This is a genomic window from Maricaulis sp. MIT060901 (genome assembly GCF_047123815.1).
Classification (GTDB): domain Bacteria; phylum Pseudomonadota; class Alphaproteobacteria; order Caulobacterales; family Maricaulaceae; genus Maricaulis.
The window spans coordinates 556,286-574,005 of sequence record NZ_CP138920.1; the positions used below are offsets into that span (position 1 = coordinate 556,286).

Here is a 17,720-nt window from a genome sequence, read left to right on the forward strand (position 1 = left end):
CTTTGACTCGTGCGTCAGGAGAACATGCCGAGCACATTTCACCCATCCCCGATTTGGGGGATCAGGTACTGGCCCGGAAACGATTGGTGATCGGGTAACGGCGGTCACGGCCGAAATTCTTGTGACCGATCTTCACCCCCGGCGGCGCCTGTCGGCGCTTGTACTCTGCGCGATAAAGCAGGTTCTCCACCCGGCGGACCGTTTCGGCGTCATGGCCCTCAGCAATCAGTTCGTCCGCACCACGCTCCTCCTCGATCAGGGCAAAGAGGATGGCGTCCAGAACATCATATTCCGGCAGGCTGTCCTGGTCGGTCTGGTCTTCACGTAGCTCGGCGCTGGGCGGTTTGGTGATGATCCGTTCGGGAATGACCTCGCCGACAGGGCCCAAGCCCGGAGAGGTCTCGCAGGCATTGCGCCAGCGGCACAGGGCAAAGACTTCCGTCTTGTAGACATCCTTCAGGGCGTTATAGCCGCCATTCATGTCGCCATAGAGCGTCGCGTATCCGACCGCCATCTCCGACTTGTTGCCGGTCGACAGGACCATCGGACCGAACTTGTTCGACAGCGCCATCAGGATGACCCCGCGTGAGCGCGATTGCAGGTTTTCCTCGGTCTCGTTGGGCTCGGTGCCCTGGAAGGAAGGTGCCAGTACGGTGTTGAAACTTTCGATCGTCGGTTCGACATCGATGATGTCATAACGCACGCCCAGACGCTCGGCGCAGGCCTTGGCGTCCTCCAGGCTCTCCTTGGATGTGTATTTCGACGGCATCATCACCGCCCACACCCGGTCCGCCCCCAGCGCGTCAGCAGCGATAGCGCAGCTGATGGCACTATCCACTCCGCCCGACATGCCCAGGACGACGCCCGGAAAACGGTTCTTGTCGACATAGTCGGCAAGCGCCTTGACCATGGCCTTCCAGTCCGCTTCCAGACCGGAAACGGCCGGTTCGCGGCGGGCGCCAGCAGCGGCCCAGCCATTGCCGGTGCGGATCCAGTCGAACGTGTCGAGGCATTCCTCGAACGCGGGCAGGCGCTGGATTTCCTCGCCCTTGCTGTCGCGCACGAAACTGGCGCCGTCAAAGACAAGCTCGTCCTGGCCACCGACCTGGTTGACGAAGATCAGACCCTTCTCGCCCTGCCAGCGATCATACCAGCGCGAGAACGCGTCCCAGCGCTCGGTCTCGATTGAGCGACGCCAGGGGGATCCGTTGATGGAGATGAAAAAGTCGGCGCCCTGCTCGATCAGCGCGTCCGGTACGGTCTCCAGCCAGATATCCTCACAAATCGGCAGGCCGATGCGGAGACCGCGCCACTTGACAATTTTCGGGATCGGCCCCGCATCAAAGACACGCTTCTCGTCGAATACAGCGTAATTGGGCAATTCATGTTTGAAGCGCAGGGCATGCAGATGCCCGTCGTCCAGCAGGGCTACCGCATTGTGCAGCTTGCTGCCCTGTTTCCACGGCAGGCCGATCAGCACGGCCGGGCCGTCGCGGGTCTCCCGCGCCAGTTCCTCCATGGCATCGGCGCAGGCTTTCACCGCAGCCGGCTTCAGGACGAGATCCTCGGGTGGGTAACCCATCAGGAACATTTCAGGGAAGACGACCAGGTCCGCCTGGCGCGCCCGCGACTCGGCATGGGCCGCACGGGCCTTGGCCAGATTGCCAGCGATATCCCCGACGACCGGGTTCAGCTGGGCAGAGACAATCTTCAAACGATCAGCCATGCCCGCGACTTAGACCCGCGGGAGGCCGGGCGCAAGAGGTCAGGACCCGTATTCGCGCTCGCCATCAATGGCGCGTGCTGCATCGAGCGCCCTCAGGCCCGCAATACCCGGAACGGCGACCGGAGCGCCCTCGAGCACGGAGGCGATGAATGCATTGACATTCGCGCCCAGTGAATCCTTCGCGGTCTCGGTTTCCGCGAAGTTCGCATTGAGCGCGTAGGAGGTCGTGTTCTCGAAGGTCTTGGCTATGAAATCGATGTTGAGAGACCCGTTTTCATACGCGACCTGCATCTTCCGGTCTCGCTCGTGGTGGATGCGGCTGGAGATCAGCTCGGCGACGCAGCCATTGTCGAATGTGATGACGGCCTCGGCGATGTCCGGTGAGCCGAAACGACCTTCATCGACCTTGCCAACGACAGATTTGATCGGCGCCCCGGCCAGGGCGATGACCAGGTCCAGGTCATGAACCATCAGGTCCAGAGTGACCGACACATCTAGATTACGGTCGGAGGGTGGCCCCATGCGGCGCGCGACGATACGCGTGGGGACTTCGGGAACTTCCAGCAACCCCATGGCATGGAAGACAAACCGTTCCTGGTGACCAACCTGCAACACACACCCGTGCGAAGAGGCAAGATTGATCAGCTCGCGCGCTTCCTCGACAGAGGATGCAACCGGCTTTTCAACCAGGACATGCTTCCCAAAGGCCAGCGCTGCAGCCGCAGCGGCAAAATGGTGGACGGCCGGGCTGGCCACGGTGACCACATCAACCTCCGCCAGCAGGTGTTCGAGCGTGTCGAACGGCTTGGCACCGTGTTTGTCCGCCAGCGCGCGCGCCTTGTTCACGTCGGGATCAAAAACGCCCACCAGCTCGGTCCGGTCATGGGCGGCATATTTGGAGGCGTGAAAGCCTCCGAACACCCCGGCGCCAACAACCCCTGCCTTCAGACTTTTGATTTCCATGACGTCTTCCACTCGGACAAAACTCTCTGCAGGGTGAATAAAGCCCCCTGTGGATCAATCAAGATTAACGCGCATCACCTCTTGTTTCTCAGAATTGCTGGATGCGGATATTGCTCCCTTGCGTGTCGAGGATCGGCGGATAAGTTGTTCGCGGGGAGAACAGACATGGCCGAATCTGAGCCTGGCTCGCAAGCAAACCAAACCACAAACAAGAGCCGCGCCGCAGGTTCCCAGGATGCGCTTGACTCGATCTCCGTAGCTGCATTCGAAGTGGATGGCCGGATTTTCCGGACGCTTTGGCACTCATTCACCCAACCCAATGCAATTGCCCGGGCGGCGCTGGAAGCCGATTACCAGGCTTATCTATCGCCCGTCCGCGTCTTTGTTGCGCTGTTCAGCTTCCAGTTCGCCATCGCCGCCCTGTTCGGTGTGCCGCTGGAAAGCTCGCTTGAGTCCCTGACGGTCTACGTAGACCCTTCCTCAGTCACTGCCTGGCTTCAGACGGGACACCGCACAGACCTCACCGCTGCTGATATCGATCCGGCGCTCGCTGACTGGTCGGCGGTGATGTTATGGCCGATCACGATCGTCAGTTCGCTGCCCTACCTGGTCTTGCTCAAGCTCTACCGCAGATCGCTGAGCTGGTGGGGGCATGTGCTTCTGTATCTGGTCCCGGTGAATGGCAGTTTCGTTATCCTGCTGGTGTTTCTTCCGCTCTACCCGCTGGTGCCCCACGAGGACCTGCGCATGGTGCTCTTTGCCCTGTCGACACTGCTCGGCATGATCTTGTATTTCGTGCTGGCAGCGCGCGTCATAGCCAGGTTCTATGCCCGCACAGCGACGGGCGTTGCGCTGCGCATAGCCGGCCTGCTCGCAGTCTTCCCAATCACAATAACCATAACAATCCTCTTGCAGTACTTCCTCACCGCAGCCCTCCTCCAATACGAGTTCGGCCTGCGGATCGATGAATTGCTTCTCACTGAATTCACAAATGGAGTTGGTCAATGAAAACCCGTGAAATCCATCTCAATGCCTATCTGAAAGGCGAACCAAAACCGGAGAATTACTCGGTCGCGGAAACCGAGCTCGCAGAGCCCGGCGAAGGTGAGGTCCAGGTCAAGAATCTCTACATCTCTGTCGATCCGTACATGCGCGGGCGCATGAGCGGGATCAAAACCTATATCGAGCCCTTCCAGATCGGTGCGGTCATGGAAGGCGGCGCGGTCGGCGAAGTCACAGCCTCGAATTTCGACGGCCTCAAGCCCGGCGATCACGTCATGTCCATGTTTGGTTGGCGCGAGGGCTATACCAAGCCGGGCAAGGGGTTGATGAAGATCGACACTTCCATCCTGCCGCCCCAGGCCTATCTGGGCATCGCGGGGCTAACAGGCATGACGGCCTATGTCGGCCTCAAGCGCATGATCGACCTGAAGCCGGGTGAAACGCTGTGGATGTCCGCGGGTGCGGGCGCTGTCGGTTCTGCCGGCATTCAGTTTTCCAAAGCGATGGGTGCCACCGTGATCGCCACGGCGCGCGGCCAGGAAAAGGTGGACTATCTCAAATCCATCGGCGCGGACCACGCAATCGATTACTCGGCGACCGACAATCTCGCCGCCTCGCTCCGCGAAGTCGCTCCGGCAGGTGTGGATGCCTATTTCGAGAATGTCGGGGGCACCCATTTCACAGCTGCTCTGGAAGTGCTCAAACAGCATGGTCGCATGGCCGCCTGCGGCATGATCCAGCGTTACAATGACGCCGAGCCTGCCTCCATCACGGACAATCTGACCTATATCGTCGGCAAGTCGCTTAATATCCGCGGCTTCATTGTCTCTGATCACATGGACATGCAGGGCGAGTTCGTCAAAGACCTCACCGAATGGATGATGGCCGGCAAGATCAATCCGGCTGAAACCATCATGGACGGTATCGAAAAGGCACCGGAAGCCTTCACCGGCCTCTTCTCCGGCGCCAACAAAGGCAAGATGCTGGTGAAAATCTAGACTTCAAGTCCCGGCGTCGGATCGACGCCGGGGCTTCTTCCTAGTCCAGCGTCGCCAGATCAATCACAAAACGGTATTTCACATCGCTCTTGAGCATGCGCTCATAGGCCGTGTTGATCTCGTCCATGCGGATCATCTCGATATCGGAATGAATGCCGTGTTCGGCACAGAAATCGAGCATTTCCTGGGTCTCCCGGATGCCCCCGATCAGCGAACCGGCCAGCGAGCGGCGTTTCATGATCAGCGGGCCCATGCCCGGTGCGGGGTGGGCTTCATCAGGCAGGCCGACCATGACCATCACACCATCCAGGTTGAGGGCCATCAGATAGGGATCCAGCTTGTGCGGCGCGGCGACCGTGTTGAGAATGAAGTCCAGCTCTCCCCTCACCGCTTTCATCTGCTCGCGATCCTTCGAGATCACCACGCGGCTGGCGCCCAGCGTCCTGGCGTCCTCGGCCTTTCCCGGCGAAGTGGTGAACAGCGTCACCTCTGCCCCCATGGCGGCGGCCAGTTTGACAGCCATGTGGCCCAGCCCGCCCAGGCCGACAACGCCCACCTTGTCACCGGCCTTCACCCCCCAGTGGCGCAGCGGTGACCAGGTGGTGATCCCGGCACACAGTAGTGGTGCTGCGGCGGCCGGATCCAGCTTGTCGGAGATGGAGAGAACAAATTCCTCGCGCACAACGATGTGTTTGGAATAACCACCGAACGTGTAACCGCCCCCCGGCAGGGAGCCGTTATAGGTGCCCGTCATGCCGGTCTCACAGTATTGCTCCAGCCCCGCATCGCAGGAGGAACAGGACTGACAGCTATCGACCATGCAGCCGACGCCAACGCGCTGTCCGGGCTGGAACTTGCTGACGCGTTCGCCCACAGCAACAACACGCCCTACGATTTCATGACCGGGCACACAGGGGTATTTCGTGCCACCCCAGTCATCGCGCGCCGTGTGCAGGTCGGAATGACAGACACCGCAAAACTCGATGTCGATCGCGACTTCATTGGCTGCCGGCGCGTGGCGATGGATGTGGGTTTTTGCAAGGTCCGCGTCGGCGGACTGCGCGGCGTAGGCTGCGACGTCTGACATGATATTCCCCTCTCGTTGCGTGCACAGCTTATCTGGGTCGATCGCAGCGGGGAACAAGCTCGCGCCTACAGATCAGATCGCGTACCCACGGGCGTGTCGATTTCCAGCGGAATATCGACCCAGAACTGGGCCCCGCCCTGCGGCGTATTGAAGACTCCCACATCGCCTCCCAGAAGACGGGCAAACGCCTTGCACACGGACAGGCCCAACCCGCTTCCGCCAAAGCGCCGCGTCGGGGAGCCATCACCCTGGCGAAAGCGCTCGAAGATCTCCGCCTGGTCGCCTTCGGGTACACCCTTGCCATTGTCTATGACGGATATTCGCACTGCATCTTCACGCTCCGGCGAGGGAGAAAGGTCAATACGCATCACGCGCTGCGGCGCGAATTTGTGCGCGTTGGAAACGAAATTGGCGATGATCTGCAAAAGCTTGCTGCGATCGGTCTTTAGTTCGAGATGGCTGACCGGCAGTGTTTCGACACCGACACTCGGCACCGGCACGTCCGCGGCAGGCGGCAGTCCCAGTTGCGCGCCCTCACGCACCGCATCCAGCAGGTTGAAGCGTTCGACCTTCAGCGTGATCGATCCATCCTCGAGCGAAGCGAGGTCGAGCATTGTCGCCACCGTGTTCAGCAACCACCGACCGGAGCTGTCTATCACCCCAAGCCAGCGCTCCAGCGCTTCGGGACTGTGGTCATGTTGCAGGATGGAAATCCCGCCCAGAATCCCGTTCAGGGGCGTCCGGAGTTCATGGGAGGTATTGGCCAGGAATTGGGTCTTGAGCCGGTTGGCAGCCTCTGCCTCCGCTTTCGCACGTTCTGCTTCAGCAAGAGCTTCCACCAGGCGCTCATTGGAGCGCTCAAGCGCTCGGGCAATCTTCTCGCGCTCAAACAACTCCATCGACAGACCGACAAAATCGCCCAGGGATGCAACAAAGGCGCATTCTTCCTCGCTCCATTCCCGCGCCAGCCCGACATGTTCGCAACACACAACGCCGCGCAGCCCTTTTCGATCGGAAATCTGGGTGTCCAGCATAGAGGTGATGCCAAGCACATCGAGATAGCCGACGGCGAACTCGCAGGTCCTCGGATCAGTGACCGCGTCATCAGCATTGACCACGCGCGAGCAGCGGAAAGCTTCGAAATAGGCAGGATAGTCGCTGGCCTTCAACGTGGCGCCCGAGCTGATTTCGCTGGTGTTCTGATCATAAAGACACAGACAGCCCAGTTCGACATGTTGATTGTCCAGAATCCAGATGCTGGCCCGCGCCGCCCCGACTGAAGTGCTGAGGCTTCGCACCACTTCCTCCAGCAAGCGGTCAATGCCGGGGTTCTCCTCCAGGCGAAAACGCGTAAGCCGGTCCAGCTCCCTGTTGAAGTGAGCAGATTGCCTGGCTTGCCCGTTTTTCGAACGCTCTACAATGTCCGCCATGGATACCTCCGAGCATCAGGCGACATAGGTCTTGACCAACTCCGCGATTTCTTCCGGATCGTAGGGCCGCTGCTTGACACCGGCGACCCCCTGTTCGGTCATGCGGTCAACAAGCGGCTGGTTCATGGCCGCCGTCACCACAAGGACCCGGTTGAGAAGCTCAGCCTGGGTGGCGGCGAGATCGGTCACGACCTCCTCACCACCAATAATGGGCATCATGACATCGAGCAGGACCAGATCGTAAACGCCAGTCCGGATGGCGTCGGCTGCACCGACCCCGCTCGTCAGCTCGTCAATCTCGTGCTGGTCCTGCAGCGCCCACCGAAACAATTCCCGATTCACTGCGTCATCATCCACAACGAGAATCTTTGCCATCTGCCCTCAACCTGTCGGTTCAAAACAAAGTATGGCGCGTTGGCGGAATATTTCAATTCGAAGGGTGTGGCGAACGACAAAGACGTCCCAGCGTCCAGCCGCCCGCGATCGCCCCTGCGACCGGCGCGTACAAGTCCCCCGCTCCCGCATACACAGCCAGCAGATAACCGATGAGTGCGGCGATCAGAGCCAGTGGCAGCATGCGAATCGGGCGAATCATGTTGCGCTCTCCAACGGCGTCTCAGCGTGAAACATACTGTAAAACACCCGCAAAATCGGGGCCGAGGGCCAAAAAACAGGGTTTTTCCCGGAAAATTACAGCAAATCCGGCCCGATTCGCCTGTTATTGCTTGCAAAGCACCTCCGAACTTGGCCTTCATGAAGCGTGTTAGAACCAAGTGGCTCTCTATCGGGCACGATGACCGTACCGATTGAACCACGACAATTTGGGGGGAACCCTATGAACAAGTCTGATCTTGCTAAAGCCGTTGCCGACAAAACCGGCCTGTCCCGCGCTCAAGCTGGCGAAGCTGTCGATGCTGCCATCGAAGCTATCGTTGGTTCTGTAAAGGCAAACGACAGCGTTCAGCTGGCTGGCTTCGGTACGTTCCATGCGAAGCACCGCGAAGCTCGCGAAGTTCGCAACCCGCGCACCGGCGAGAAAATGATGTCCAAGGCACGCACGCAGGCGGCTTTCCGCCCGGCAGCGGCCCTGAAAGACATCTGATCCCCTCAGGGTTAGAAAAACCCCGCCAGGAGAGATCCTGGCGGGGTTTTTTATTGCCGGCTGTCAGAACGCCACTCAGGCGGCATTGGCAGCGGAATTGTTCTTGCGCACCCGCTTGAGCGATTCAGCAATGCGGAAGGACATGTCGAGCGCCTGATCGGCATTGAGGCGCGGATCACAATGCGTGTGATAGCGCGAGGCCAGATCAGCCTCGGTCACCGTCTTGGCACCACCAACACACTCGGTCACATCGCGACCGGTCATCTCGAAATGCACACCGCCGGGATAGGCGCCTTCCGCGTAGAGCACGTCCATGAAGCCCTCGAGCTCGTTGAGGACCTTGTCAAACTCACGTGTTTTATAGCCATTGCCCGTTTTCACGGTATTGCCGTGCATCGGATCGGACGACCAGACAACCTTCTTGCCTTCCTGGGTCACCGCACGCGCCAGCGCCGGCAACGTCTCGCGCACATTATTGGCCCCCTGGCGAACGATCAGGACCAGACGTCCGGCCTCGTTTTTGGGATTGAGCGTGTCGATCAGCTGCAGCAGATCATCCGGCTGCATGGTCGGACCACATTTCACACCGATCGGATTGGCGATGCCCTGCGCGTATTCAACATGAGCGCCATCAAGCTGGCGGGTCCGTTCACCGATCCAGATCATGTGAGCCGAAGTCGCATACCACTGGTTGGTATTCGGGTCGCGACGCGTCAGGGCCTCCTCGAAGGGAAGGTGCAACGCCTCGTGGCTGGTGAAGAAGTCGACACTCTCCAGCGACGGTGCACTGTCGCGGCCAACACCACAGGCCTTCATGAAGGCCAGCGCTTCGGAAATGCGCGACGCGGTCTCCGCATAACGTTCTGCCGCGGGGCTGTCCTTGACGAAATCCTGGGTCCACTGATGCACATTGTGCAGATCCGCATAACCGCCCGACGCAAACGCGCGCAAAAGGTTCAGCGTGGAGGCTGACTGGTCATAGGCCCGGATCAAACGATGTGGGTCCGGCTCCCGGCTTTCCGGCGTGAAAGCGGCGTCATTGACACTGTCACCGCGATAACTTGGCAGTGAAACACCATCGCGAGTCTCGGTATCGGACGAGCGCGGCTTGGCGAACTGGCCCGCAATCCGTCCCACTTTGACCACTGGCTTGGAAGCCGCAAATGTCAGGACAACCGCCATCTGCAGGAGAACGCGGAATGTGTCGCGAACCCCTTCGGTGGAGAATTCCTTGAAACTCTCGGCACAATCACCGCCCTGCAGCAGGAAGGCATTGCCCGCGGTCACATCCGCCAGCTGTTTGCGCAAACGACGCGCCTCGCCTGCAAACACAAGGGCCGGCCGTGCGGCCAGCTCGGCCATCACAGCATCAACAGCCGCCTGATCCGTGTAGGTCGGCATTTGCATCACCGGCTTTTCGCGCCAGGACCGGGGGGACCAATTCATCTCTGTCGCCTTCTCACTTACTCGTCTGGCGACCACTTCTCGCTCATGGTCACCAATTCCTCTGCGCTGGTGGGATGCACAGCGCATGCCGCATCATATTGTGATTTCGTCAAACCTGCTTTGACGGCAATCCCGGCGAGCTGGATCATCTCCGGCGCGTCAGGACCGACAATATGCACACCCAAAACGCGTTCTGTCTCCCCGTCGACGACAAGTTTCATCAGCATTCTGCTGCCAACGTCACTCAGCGTGTACTTCATCGGGCGGAAGCTTGTTTTATAGATGTCCACTTTCGCGACAGATTTTCGCGCCTCTTCCTCGGTCATGCCCACCGAGCCGACAGGCGGCTGGGTGAAGACGGCCGAGGCGATATCGGAATGGTCATAGGCTGTCGGCGTGTCATTGAAGACCGTCGCCGCAAAGGCCGCACCCTCACGAATGGCGACCGGCGTCAGGTTGACCCGGTTAGTGACGTCGCCCACGGCGTAGATGTGGTCCGCTGTAGTCTTGGAATAGGCGTCAACCTTGATCGCACCCTTCCCGTCCAGCTCGACACCGGCCTTGTCCAGGCCCAGCCCGTGCGTATAGGGCGTGCGGCCGACCGCATACATCACGAGATCCGTATCAATCGTGTCGCTGTTTTTCAGATGCACCCGCTTAGAGCCATCAGCGAGCGCCTCGATTTTCGTGAACACGGTCTCCGTGACAATCTTGACGCCCGAGGCCTCGATTTCCTTGTGCACATGCGTGCGCACATCCGCATCGAAGCCGCGCAGAACCTCATCACCGCGATAGACCTGCACCACATCTGAGCCCATGCCGTTGAAGATCTGGGCGAACTCACAGGCGATATAGCCACCGCCGGCGATCACCACACGCTTGGGCAATTCAGGCAGATAGAAGGCCTCGTTCGAGGTGATGCCGAGATCATGCCCCGGAATATCGTCCGGCACGAAAGGCGTTCCACCCACCGCGATCAGGATCTTGGCCGCAGTGACCGTACGGTCCTGATTGACGAGGCGGATCGTGTTCGGACCTTCCAGCACAGCGCGGTCATCAATGGCTTCAACACCACTGCCGGCCAGCAGGCGGCCATAAATGCCTTCGAGACGCTCGATCTCCTTGTCCTTGGCGGCGATAAGCCTTTCCCAGCTGAACTCGTTCTCGCCCACATCCCAGCCAAAACTCTCGGCCAGCTGGAAGGTCTTTGCGAACTCGGACGCGTAGACCAGCAGTTTCTTGGGAACACAGCCACGGATCACACAGGTTCCGCCATAACGGTGTTCCTCGGCGATCGCGATCTTGCCGGCGCCGTACTTGGCGGCCATGCGCGACGCGCGCACACCGCCAGAACCGGCACCGATGACAAAGAGGTCGTAGTCAAAATCAGGCATTGGAAGACTTTCCCGGTTTTACTGGAAGATCGCCTGGACGCGGCCAAGATTGGCGTTCACCGCCTCGGTCCCAAGACGTTCACCGATGACGCTGGCCTCGCTCGTAATGCCCGGCAATTCCTGCAACACCTTTTGCCCAAGCGGTGTCGAGTTGAATGCCTGCAGCTCCTCGAGCTCCGCAAGGGTGAAGCGTGATGCATAGAGCCCTGCGCTTTCCTCGATCATGTCGTCATAGGTCGACATCATGATTTCCATCATCAAATCCATGGCCTCATCAAGCTGAGCGTCTGTCGCACCAGGAATACTGACTTGGAAACTGTTACGGATGAGCGGCATGGTCGTCTCGAGGGCGGTGCGGTACATGTCCTCAGAGGTGCTTTGCAAAACGATCTCGCGAGCGATGACGAGACGATCGGACGCGTCATCTGCCTGGACACGGGGCACAAAGGCGATGAACGCAAAAGCAATCCCAATAATCAGGTTTCTCATAGCTTCCCCTTAGAGCTCCATCACGCGCGCCTGATTGTCTTCGCCGACAATCACCACGCGGGCCAAATTCAGAAACAGGCCGTGCTCGACGACCCCTGGAATGCGCTTGAGTTCCCGATCCACTGCCTCGGCATCCGGGATTTCCTCGCAAGCACAATCGAGAATGTAGTTACCGCCATCGGTTATGAAAGGCTCCAGCCCGTCGCCCTTGCGGCGCAGCTGCACGTCGGGGTGTTTCACGCCGGCCTTGCGCAGACCGTCAAAGATCTGCTTGGCACCGATGGAGAAACCGAACGGGTCGACCTCCACCGGCAGCGGGAATTTCCCCAGCGTGGACACGAGTTTGCCTTCGTCCACGACGACCACCATGAGGTCCGAGGCCTGGGCGATGATCTTCTCTCGCAGGTGTCGTCCACCGCCGCCCTTGATGAGCTGGAAACGGCCATCCACCTCGTCGGCACCGTCAATGGTCACCGCAATGTGATCGACATGATCGACATCAGCGAGCTCGATACCGAGCTCCCGCGCCAGAGCGGCAGTCTGATCCGAGGTCGGCACGCCCTTGACGCGCAACCCGTCCTTGACCCGCTCGGCGAGCAGTTTGACAAAAATCTCGGCCGTCGAGCCGGAGCCCAGGCCAATCGTCATTCCGTCTTCGACATAATCCAGCGCTGCTGCTGCGGCGTGGGTCTTCTGGCGATCGCTCATGCGTCCACCCCTCCCAGGAGTATGTATTTCAACTCGGTGAACTCCTCGACACCCCACTTGCCGCCCTCGCGGCCGATGCCGGATTCCTTGACCCCGCCGAACGGCGTGGAGGCTGCACCAACCATGGGCGCATTGACTCCGATCATGCCGTACTCCAGCGCCTCGGTCAGGCGGTGAATGCGATTGACGTCATTGGTATAGATATAGGCGGCCAGGCCATAGGGCGTGTCATTGGCCAGGCGCACGATCTCATCCTCGCTCTCGGCCCGGTAGACCGAGGCCACGGGGCCGAAAATCTCGAAACAGGCAAGGTCCATATCCGTGGAACCGCCCTCGATCAGGGTCGGCGCGTAAAACGCTCCGCCCAGCTCGTCCACCAGCGGCTTGCCACCAGCCAGGATATTCGCGCCGCTCTCACGGGCGTTCTTCACCAGGGCATCAACACGTTCGACCGCTTCCATATGGATCAGCGGACCCACATCCGTGTCGCCCTCGAAACCATCACCCGGGGTCAGCGCCTCAACCCGCTTTTGCAATGCCTCGACCAGCGCATCGGCAATGCCCGGCTGGGCGATAATGCGGTTGGCAGACACACAGGTCTGTCCGGACACGCGGTATTTGGAGGCGACGATACCGTCGGCGGCCTTGTCGACATCCGCATCGTCCATGACGATGAAGGGCGCATTGCCGCCCAGTTCCAGGGCGACACGTTTCACACCGTCGGCCGCCTGGCGCATCAACAGCTTGCCGACCGGCGTCGAGCCGGTGAAGCCGATCATGCGAACCTCGTCCGAACCGGTCAGCACCGGGCCGATGGCCTGGGCATCACCGCAGACCACGTTGAAGACACCGTCGGGAATGCCGGCGCGCTTGGCCAGCTCGGCCAGGGCCAGCGCCGAGAGCGGTGTCTCGGGAGCCGGCTTGATGACCATCGTACAGCCCGCCGCCAGCGCCGGAGCGCACTTGCGAGTGATCATGGCGTTGGGGAAGTTCCACGGCGTGATACAGGCCACCACACCGATCGGCTGGCGGATGGTCCAGCCACGCGAGCCCGGGAAAGGCGGTGTCATGGTCTCGCCATGCACACGCTTGCCCTCTTCCGCGGACCAGTCGATGAAACCGGCGCCATAAACGATCTCGCCCTGGGCCTCGCGATAGGTCTTGCCCATCTCAGCCGTGATGATTGTCGCCAGATCCGCCGTATTTTGCAGGATCAGCTCGCGCCATTTCATCAACAAGGCTGCGCGTTCGAAGGGAGAAACCTTCTTCCAGCTTTCAAAAGCCCGGGCCGCTGCAGCGACCGCCGACCGTGCGCCTGCGTCTCCGACATCGGCAACATCGGCCAGTTTCTGGCCGGTCGCCGGATTGCTCACTTCAAACTGGGCATCGGCTGAAACCCACTCGCCATCAATGAAGGACGCAGATTGCAGCAGTGTCGGGTCCTGAAGACGCTCGATCAGATTCATCAGGCTTTTTCTCCTTTGTTCTTGCGCGCCAGCTTTGCCTTGCGATAGCGCTCCGCCCAGCCATCCTTGTGCACCTGCTCGGCCCGGGCGACAGCCAGGGCATTGTCCGGCACGTCATTGGTGACGACACCGCCAGACCCTGTATAGGCGCCCTCGCCCACCTTGACCGGCGCGACCAGCGAGGTGTTGGAACCGATAAAGGCCCCGGCGCCGATCTCGGTCAGGTGCTTGTCGTATCCGTCATAGTTACAGGTGATCGTGCCAGCTCCGATATTGGCGCCCTCGCCAATGTGCGCATCGCCGATATAGGAAAGGTGGGAGACTTTCGCACCGTCAGCCAGCTGCGCCTTCTTCACCTCGACAAAATTGCCGATCTTGGCGTTGGGACCAATGTCCGCCCCCGGACGCAATCGCGCATAGGGGCCAACAGACGCGCCGTTACGCACGGTGGTGCCTTCCAGATGGGAGAATGCCTTCACGGTCGCATCTTCCTCGATCTTCACACCCGGTGCGAAGACGACATGCGGCTCAACCACGACATCACGCTCGATCTCGGTGTCATGGGAGAAGAAGACCGTTTCCGGCGCGACCAGGGTCACGCCTGCCCTCATCATCTCCTCGCGCTTGCGAGTCTGGAAGGCCGCCTCGGCCTCAGCCAGATCCACACGCGAGTTAACGCCCAGCACCTCGTCGGCATCCGCACGGACAGCAACAGCTCGCAAACCGCGGCCACGGGCCAGGCCGACAACATCGGTGAGGTAGTATTCGCCATTGGCATTGTCGTTGGTGACTTCGCCGAGCAGTTCGAACATCAAGTCGGCCCGCGCAGCCATCACGCCGGAGTTCACCAGGCGAACAGCGCGTTCTTCTTCATTGGCGTCCTTGTATTCGACGATCCGGTCCAGATTGCCGTCAGCATCCTCGATCAAACGGCCATAGGCGGCCGGATCTTCCGGTTCGAAACCGAGCACCGCGACCGCAGCACCTTCTGCTAGGGCGTCAAACACCCGCTCAACCGTTTCCGCACGGATCAACGGAGTGTCGGCGTAGAGCACAATGAGATCGCCATCAAAACCGTCAAAGGCCCCCTCGGCGGCCTGGACAGCGTGCCCCGTCCCCTGCGGCGGGTCCTGGAGGGCGGTTTCCGCGCCCAGCGCATCGCCCGCATCACGTACAGCCGGCGAGTGAGCCCCGTAGACAACCACTCGCTTGGACGCACCGGCGTCATCGGCCAGCTGGGCTGCCCAGTCGAGCATCGGCCGACCGCCGACAGAGTGAAGCACTTTTACCGTTTTAGATTTCATGCGGGTTCCCTGACCCGCAGCCAAAATCACCGCCGCGCGCGCACGTGACATGCCATTCCACCCTTTCAAGTGAATCGATACTGGACCTATATGCCAGCGCTATAACCCATAGAGACCGGATGTGTCAGCATATCCGGCGGGCTGAGAAGAAACTTGTTTCAGGGATTGCACAGATGACACTGTACAAAGACGTTTTCGCCAATGCCTCGATCGCGTTCGATCTTGATGGCACGCTGGTGGATACAGCGCCGGATCTGGTCCGCGCGCTCAATGCTGTCATCCTGCCCCGCGGCCTGCAGCCGGTTCTGGTATCCGATGTTCGTGAAATGGTGGGCCGGGGCGCCAAGGCGATGATCCGCCGCGCCCATGATCGCCAGGATGTCGCACTGACAGAGACCGAGGTGGACGCGCTGTTTCCAGCTTTTATCGAAAGCTATCAGAGCAATGTCGCCGCCGACAGCATTCCCTTCCCGAATGTGCGCGAGACGCTGGATCGCCTGGCCGAGGCCGGCGCGCGCCTGTCGGTCTGCACCAATAAACCCTCGGTCTTGGCGGACCTGCTGCTGCGGGAATTGGAGCTGGACGGCTATTTCGAACGCGTGATCGGACCGGAACGAACGCGGGCGAAGAAACCGGCAGCGGATCATGTTCATGATGCGCTCGGGGCGGGTCACCACCGCGCCGCCATGGTCGGCGACAGCGCCCCGGACGTGGATGCCGCGAAGGCCGCCGGCGTCCCGTCTATCATCCTGAGCTATGGTTATAGTGAAAAACCGGCCGGCTCGCTGGGAGCCGACCGGTTAATTCATGAATTCTCAGATGTGCCTGAGACGCTCGCCGAGATCTGGCGAACGGTGTCGGACTAATCCGACTTACGCCGTACGGCGCTCGCGACCCATGTCATTGGCCGGGCGAGTCGGCATGCCGTTGACCAGGTTCGAACGTACATCGGTACGTGCGGAACGCATGGCCGGCATGAAGCCTGCGTCGACCAGGTCGACACTGACATCATAACCGCGCTCTGCCCAATAGGCTTCAATGCGGGACTTCAAGCGACGTGCGCCTTCCGGCGTGCACAGATCGTTACTCATGAACAAAACCTCCTACGCGACCGAGCTTCCCTCGGTCGGGAATGACGTCCAATCAAATTGATAATTACGGGGCCCACGCCCTGGGTAATCCCGAATGTGCGCAGGCTGATATATGCCGGAGCGGTTTATGACGAGACCATGAAGGTGTGTCAAGTTGTCACACCAAGGGCGAAATGCAGTAGAGATTCAACTTTCGCCTGCATTGCCCTCAAAAGCTCCCGATCACCCAGAACCCCATTTCTGCGTGCAATCCCGTCAGGGGAGACATTTCGGGATCGTGCGATCAGCACTATCCAGCCCGCCTCAATCCCTAACGAAATCTCGACTTTTTCCGTTAATCCACAGGTAGGGTGCCCCGGGACGGTTTGCCGCAGCGAGAACCTGCCCAATCCAGTTGCGAGGCGTTCGCAAAAATGCGAGACATGCTTCAACTCGAAATCCGATGGATAAGTTATGAAAAATACCCTCACGCTTTTTGCCGCCACGCTTGTACTCGCCGCGTGTAATCCGGCACCACAAACGTCTGATTCCGCCAGCGCAGAATCGGAAAGCCGTGTCGTCAATGTCTACTCGGCGCGCCACTACAGCAGTGACGCTGTCGTCTATGCGGCCTTCACGGAAGCGACGGGTATCGAGATCAACCTGATCGAGGCCCGTGGTGACCAGCTGATCGAACGTATCCGCGCCGATGGTGAACGCAGCCCGGCCGACGTCATCGTCACCGTCGATGCCGCCCGCCTGCATCGCGCTGAAGAGGCCGGCCTGTTTGCCCAGAGCGATTACAGCGAATTTGCCGACCGCTTGCCGGACCACCTGATCCACCCGCAGGGCTATTGGGTCGGTGTTGCGCAGCGTTCGCGTATCATCGCCTATTCCAATGAGCGTGTTCAGGACGGTGAGATCACAACCTATGCCGACCTGGCGGATGAGCGCTGGAATGGCCGCATCTGTGTGCGCAGCTCCGGCAGCGTCTATAACCAGTCCCTGCTCGCCTCCATCGTCGCTCACGAAGGTGAGGAAGCCGCCGAGGCCTGGGCCCAGGCCATCGTCAACAACATGGCCCGCGCTCCGCAGGGCGGTGACCGCGACCAGCTCCGCGCCATTGCCGCGGGCGAATGCGATGTCGCCATCACGAACCACTATTATTTCGCGATGATGGCCAATTCCAACGAGCCGGCCGACCAGGCCGTCGTCGAGCAGACGACGCTCTTCTTCCCGAACCAGGATACCACCGGTGCGCACATGAACGTCTCCGGCGCCGGTATCGCCCTGAACGCCCCGCACCCGGACGAGGCCCGCGAATTCATCGCCTTCCTCGTGTCTGACGAGGCTCAGCGAATCTTTGCCGAGATGACCAATGAGGTCCCCGCCGTTCCGACCGCACAGTGGGACAACGCCACGCTCTCCGCGATGATGCCCTTTACCCAGGATGACCTGGAAATCGCTGAACTCGGTGCCAATAACGCCATCGCCCAGCGTATCTTCGACCGCGTCGGCTGGCAGTGATCGGCACC

Annotated in this window: 18 protein-coding genes; 5 read left to right on the forward strand and 13 right to left on the reverse strand. The window is 60.3% G+C overall.

All coding sequences use genetic code 11. The features are described from left to right. Nucleotides 1–61: 61 nt before the first annotated feature. Both SIC17_RS02825 and SIC17_RS02830 read right to left on the reverse strand, forming a co-directional pair. Complete coding sequence (locus SIC17_RS02825; RefSeq protein WP_291893475.1) at nt 62–1,726, reverse strand: NAD+ synthase; 1,665 nt, start codon at nt 1,724–1,726, stop codon at nt 62–64. A 39-nt stretch (nt 1,727–1,765) separates the two neighbouring features. Beyond that, on the reverse strand, nt 1,766–2,689 hold the full coding sequence (locus tag SIC17_RS02830) for a Gfo/Idh/MocA family protein (RefSeq protein ID WP_291893477.1): 924 nt from the start codon (nt 2,687–2,689) through the stop codon (nt 1,766–1,768). 165 nt (nt 2,690–2,854) lie between these two features. On the opposite strand from SIC17_RS02830, the gene SIC17_RS02835 reads away from it, so the two are divergent. After that, complete coding sequence (locus tag SIC17_RS02835; protein ID WP_412546333.1) at nt 2,855–3,697, forward strand: DUF3667 domain-containing protein; 843 nt, start codon at nt 2,855–2,857, stop codon at nt 3,695–3,697. Next, entirely contained in the window at nt 3,694–4,689 is a 996-nt protein-coding gene (locus tag SIC17_RS02840; RefSeq protein WP_412546334.1) for an NADP-dependent oxidoreductase, read from the forward strand. Before SIC17_RS02835 ends, SIC17_RS02840 begins: the two co-directional genes overlap by 4 nt. A 40-nt stretch (nt 4,690–4,729) precedes the next feature. Here the strand turns inward: SIC17_RS02840 and SIC17_RS02845 are convergent, their stop codons facing one another. The 4 genes from SIC17_RS02845 to SIC17_RS02860 all read right to left on the reverse strand — a co-directional run bounded on the left by SIC17_RS02845 (nt 4,730) and on the right by SIC17_RS02860 (nt 7,801). Further along, entirely contained in the window at nt 4,730–5,776 is a 1,047-nt protein-coding gene (locus SIC17_RS02845) for an NAD(P)-dependent alcohol dehydrogenase (protein ID WP_412546335.1), read from the reverse strand. Nucleotides 5,777–5,841: 65 nt separating this feature from the next. Further along, entirely contained in the window at nt 5,842–7,206 is a 1,365-nt protein-coding gene (locus SIC17_RS02850; protein ID WP_412546336.1) for an ATP-binding protein, read from the reverse strand. Between the two features lie 15 nt (nt 7,207–7,221). Next, nucleotides 7,222–7,581: a two-component system response regulator gene (locus SIC17_RS02855; RefSeq protein ID WP_412546337.1), complete on the reverse strand. Its 360-nt coding sequence runs from the start codon at nt 7,579–7,581 to the stop codon at nt 7,222–7,224. A 52-nt stretch (nt 7,582–7,633) separates the two neighbouring features. Then, nucleotides 7,634–7,801 carry a hypothetical protein gene (locus SIC17_RS02860; RefSeq protein WP_291893490.1) on the reverse strand — a complete coding sequence of 56 codons (168 nt, stop codon included), beginning with the start codon at nt 7,799–7,801 and terminating at the stop codon, nt 7,634–7,636. A gap of 240 nt (nt 7,802–8,041) precedes the next feature. On the opposite strand from SIC17_RS02860, the gene SIC17_RS02865 reads away from it, so the two are divergent. Beyond that, nucleotides 8,042–8,308 carry an HU family DNA-binding protein gene (locus SIC17_RS02865; RefSeq protein WP_291893492.1) on the forward strand — a complete coding sequence of 89 codons (267 nt, stop codon included), beginning with the start codon at nt 8,042–8,044 and terminating at the stop codon, nt 8,306–8,308. A gap of 75 nt (nt 8,309–8,383) precedes the next feature. Here SIC17_RS02865 and SIC17_RS02870 read toward each other — a convergent pair whose 3' ends face one another. The 6 genes from SIC17_RS02870 to glmU are packed head-to-tail and all read right to left on the reverse strand — an operon-like array spanning nt 8,384 to nt 15,166. Next, nucleotides 8,384–9,754 (reverse strand): class II 3-deoxy-7-phosphoheptulonate synthase, encoded by a 1,371-nt coding sequence (locus SIC17_RS02870; RefSeq protein ID WP_291893494.1) that lies wholly within the window; start codon nt 9,752–9,754, stop codon nt 8,384–8,386. Between the two features lie 17 nt (nt 9,755–9,771). Continuing rightward, the gene (gor, locus tag SIC17_RS02875) at nt 9,772–11,148 is read right to left on the reverse strand and encodes a glutathione-disulfide reductase (RefSeq protein ID WP_412546338.1); all 1,377 of its coding nucleotides are present in this window, start codon (nt 11,146–11,148) and stop codon (nt 9,772–9,774) included. An 18-nt stretch (nt 11,149–11,166) separates the two neighbouring features. Continuing rightward, nucleotides 11,167–11,637 (reverse strand): DUF2059 domain-containing protein, encoded by a 471-nt coding sequence (locus SIC17_RS02880; protein ID WP_412546339.1) that lies wholly within the window; start codon nt 11,635–11,637, stop codon nt 11,167–11,169. Between the two features lie 9 nt (nt 11,638–11,646). Further along, the gene (gene rpiA / locus SIC17_RS02885) at nt 11,647–12,345 is read right to left on the reverse strand and encodes a ribose-5-phosphate isomerase RpiA (RefSeq protein WP_291893500.1); all 699 of its coding nucleotides are present in this window, start codon (nt 12,343–12,345) and stop codon (nt 11,647–11,649) included. Beyond that, nucleotides 12,342–13,811: an NAD-dependent succinate-semialdehyde dehydrogenase gene (locus tag SIC17_RS02890; RefSeq protein WP_412546340.1), complete on the reverse strand. Its 1,470-nt coding sequence runs from the start codon at nt 13,809–13,811 to the stop codon at nt 12,342–12,344. Before SIC17_RS02890 ends, rpiA begins: the two co-directional genes overlap by 4 nt. Beyond that, nucleotides 13,811–15,166: a bifunctional UDP-N-acetylglucosamine diphosphorylase/glucosamine-1-phosphate N-acetyltransferase GlmU gene (gene glmU, locus SIC17_RS02895; RefSeq protein WP_412546341.1), complete on the reverse strand. Its 1,356-nt coding sequence runs from the start codon at nt 15,164–15,166 to the stop codon at nt 13,811–13,813. The genes SIC17_RS02890 and glmU overlap by 1 nt, the downstream gene beginning before the upstream one ends. A gap of 122 nt (nt 15,167–15,288) precedes the next feature. On the opposite strand from glmU, the gene SIC17_RS02900 reads away from it, so the two are divergent. Continuing rightward, nucleotides 15,289–15,981 carry an HAD-IA family hydrolase gene (locus SIC17_RS02900; RefSeq protein ID WP_412546342.1) on the forward strand — a complete coding sequence of 231 codons (693 nt, stop codon included), beginning with the start codon at nt 15,289–15,291 and terminating at the stop codon, nt 15,979–15,981. Nucleotides 15,982–15,987: 6 nt separating this feature from the next. On the opposite strand, the gene SIC17_RS02905 is transcribed toward SIC17_RS02900, so the two are convergent. Continuing rightward, nucleotides 15,988–16,206: a phosphoglycolate phosphatase gene (locus SIC17_RS02905; RefSeq protein ID WP_291893508.1), complete on the reverse strand. Its 219-nt coding sequence runs from the start codon at nt 16,204–16,206 to the stop codon at nt 15,988–15,990. A gap of 453 nt (nt 16,207–16,659) precedes the next feature. On the opposite strand from SIC17_RS02905, the gene SIC17_RS02910 reads away from it, so the two are divergent. Then, a complete protein-coding gene (locus SIC17_RS02910) occupies nt 16,660–17,712 on the forward strand; it encodes an extracellular solute-binding protein (RefSeq protein ID WP_412546343.1) in 1,053 nt (350 codons plus the stop codon). Nucleotides 17,713–17,720 lie beyond the last annotated feature (8 nt).

Bases quoted from the DNA above. Each gene is read 5' to 3' on its own strand.
- SIC17_RS02880 (WP_412546339.1), bottom strand. From the start codon at position 11,637: ATGAGAAACCTGATTATTGGGATTGCTTTTGCGTTCATCGCCTTTGTG.
- gor (WP_412546338.1), bottom strand. From the start codon at position 11,148: ATGCCTGATTTTGACTACGACCTCTTTGTCATCGGTGCCGGTTCTGGC.
- SIC17_RS02850 (WP_412546336.1), bottom strand. From the start codon at position 7,206: ATGGCGGACATTGTAGAGCGTTCGAAAAACGGGCAAGCCAGGCAATCT.
- SIC17_RS02855 (WP_412546337.1), bottom strand. From the start codon at position 7,581: ATGGCAAAGATTCTCGTTGTGGATGATGACGCAGTGAATCGGGAATTG.
- SIC17_RS02890 (WP_412546340.1), bottom strand. From the start codon at position 13,811: ATGAATCTGATCGAGCGTCTTCAGGACCCGACACTGCTGCAATCTGCG.
- SIC17_RS02905 (WP_291893508.1), bottom strand. From the start codon at position 16,206: ATGAGTAACGATCTGTGCACGCCGGAAGGCGCACGTCGCTTGAAGTCC.
- SIC17_RS02870 (WP_291893494.1), bottom strand. From the start codon at position 9,754: ATGAATTGGTCCCCCCGGTCCTGGCGCGAAAAGCCGGTGATGCAAATG.
- SIC17_RS02845 (WP_412546335.1), bottom strand. From the start codon at position 5,776: ATGTCAGACGTCGCAGCCTACGCCGCGCAGTCCGCCGACGCGGACCTT.
- SIC17_RS02825 (WP_291893475.1), bottom strand. From the start codon at position 1,726: ATGGCTGATCGTTTGAAGATTGTCTCTGCCCAGCTGAACCCGGTCGTC.
- SIC17_RS02840 (WP_412546334.1), top strand. From the start codon at position 3,694: ATGAAAACCCGTGAAATCCATCTCAATGCCTATCTGAAAGGCGAACCA.
- SIC17_RS02830 (WP_291893477.1), bottom strand. From the start codon at position 2,689: ATGGAAATCAAAAGTCTGAAGGCAGGGGTTGTTGGCGCCGGGGTGTTC.
- SIC17_RS02835 (WP_412546333.1), top strand. From the start codon at position 2,855: ATGGCCGAATCTGAGCCTGGCTCGCAAGCAAACCAAACCACAAACAAG.
- SIC17_RS02865 (WP_291893492.1), top strand. From the start codon at position 8,042: ATGAACAAGTCTGATCTTGCTAAAGCCGTTGCCGACAAAACCGGCCTG.
- SIC17_RS02910 (WP_412546343.1), top strand. From the start codon at position 16,660: ATGAAAAATACCCTCACGCTTTTTGCCGCCACGCTTGTACTCGCCGCG.
- glmU (WP_412546341.1), bottom strand. From the start codon at position 15,166: ATGTCACGTGCGCGCGCGGCGGTGATTTTGGCTGCGGGTCAGGGAACC.
- SIC17_RS02860 (WP_291893490.1), bottom strand. From the start codon at position 7,801: ATGATTCGCCCGATTCGCATGCTGCCACTGGCTCTGATCGCCGCACTC.
- rpiA (WP_291893500.1), bottom strand. From the start codon at position 12,345: ATGAGCGATCGCCAGAAGACCCACGCCGCAGCAGCAGCGCTGGATTAT.
- SIC17_RS02900 (WP_412546342.1), top strand. From the start codon at position 15,289: ATGACACTGTACAAAGACGTTTTCGCCAATGCCTCGATCGCGTTCGAT.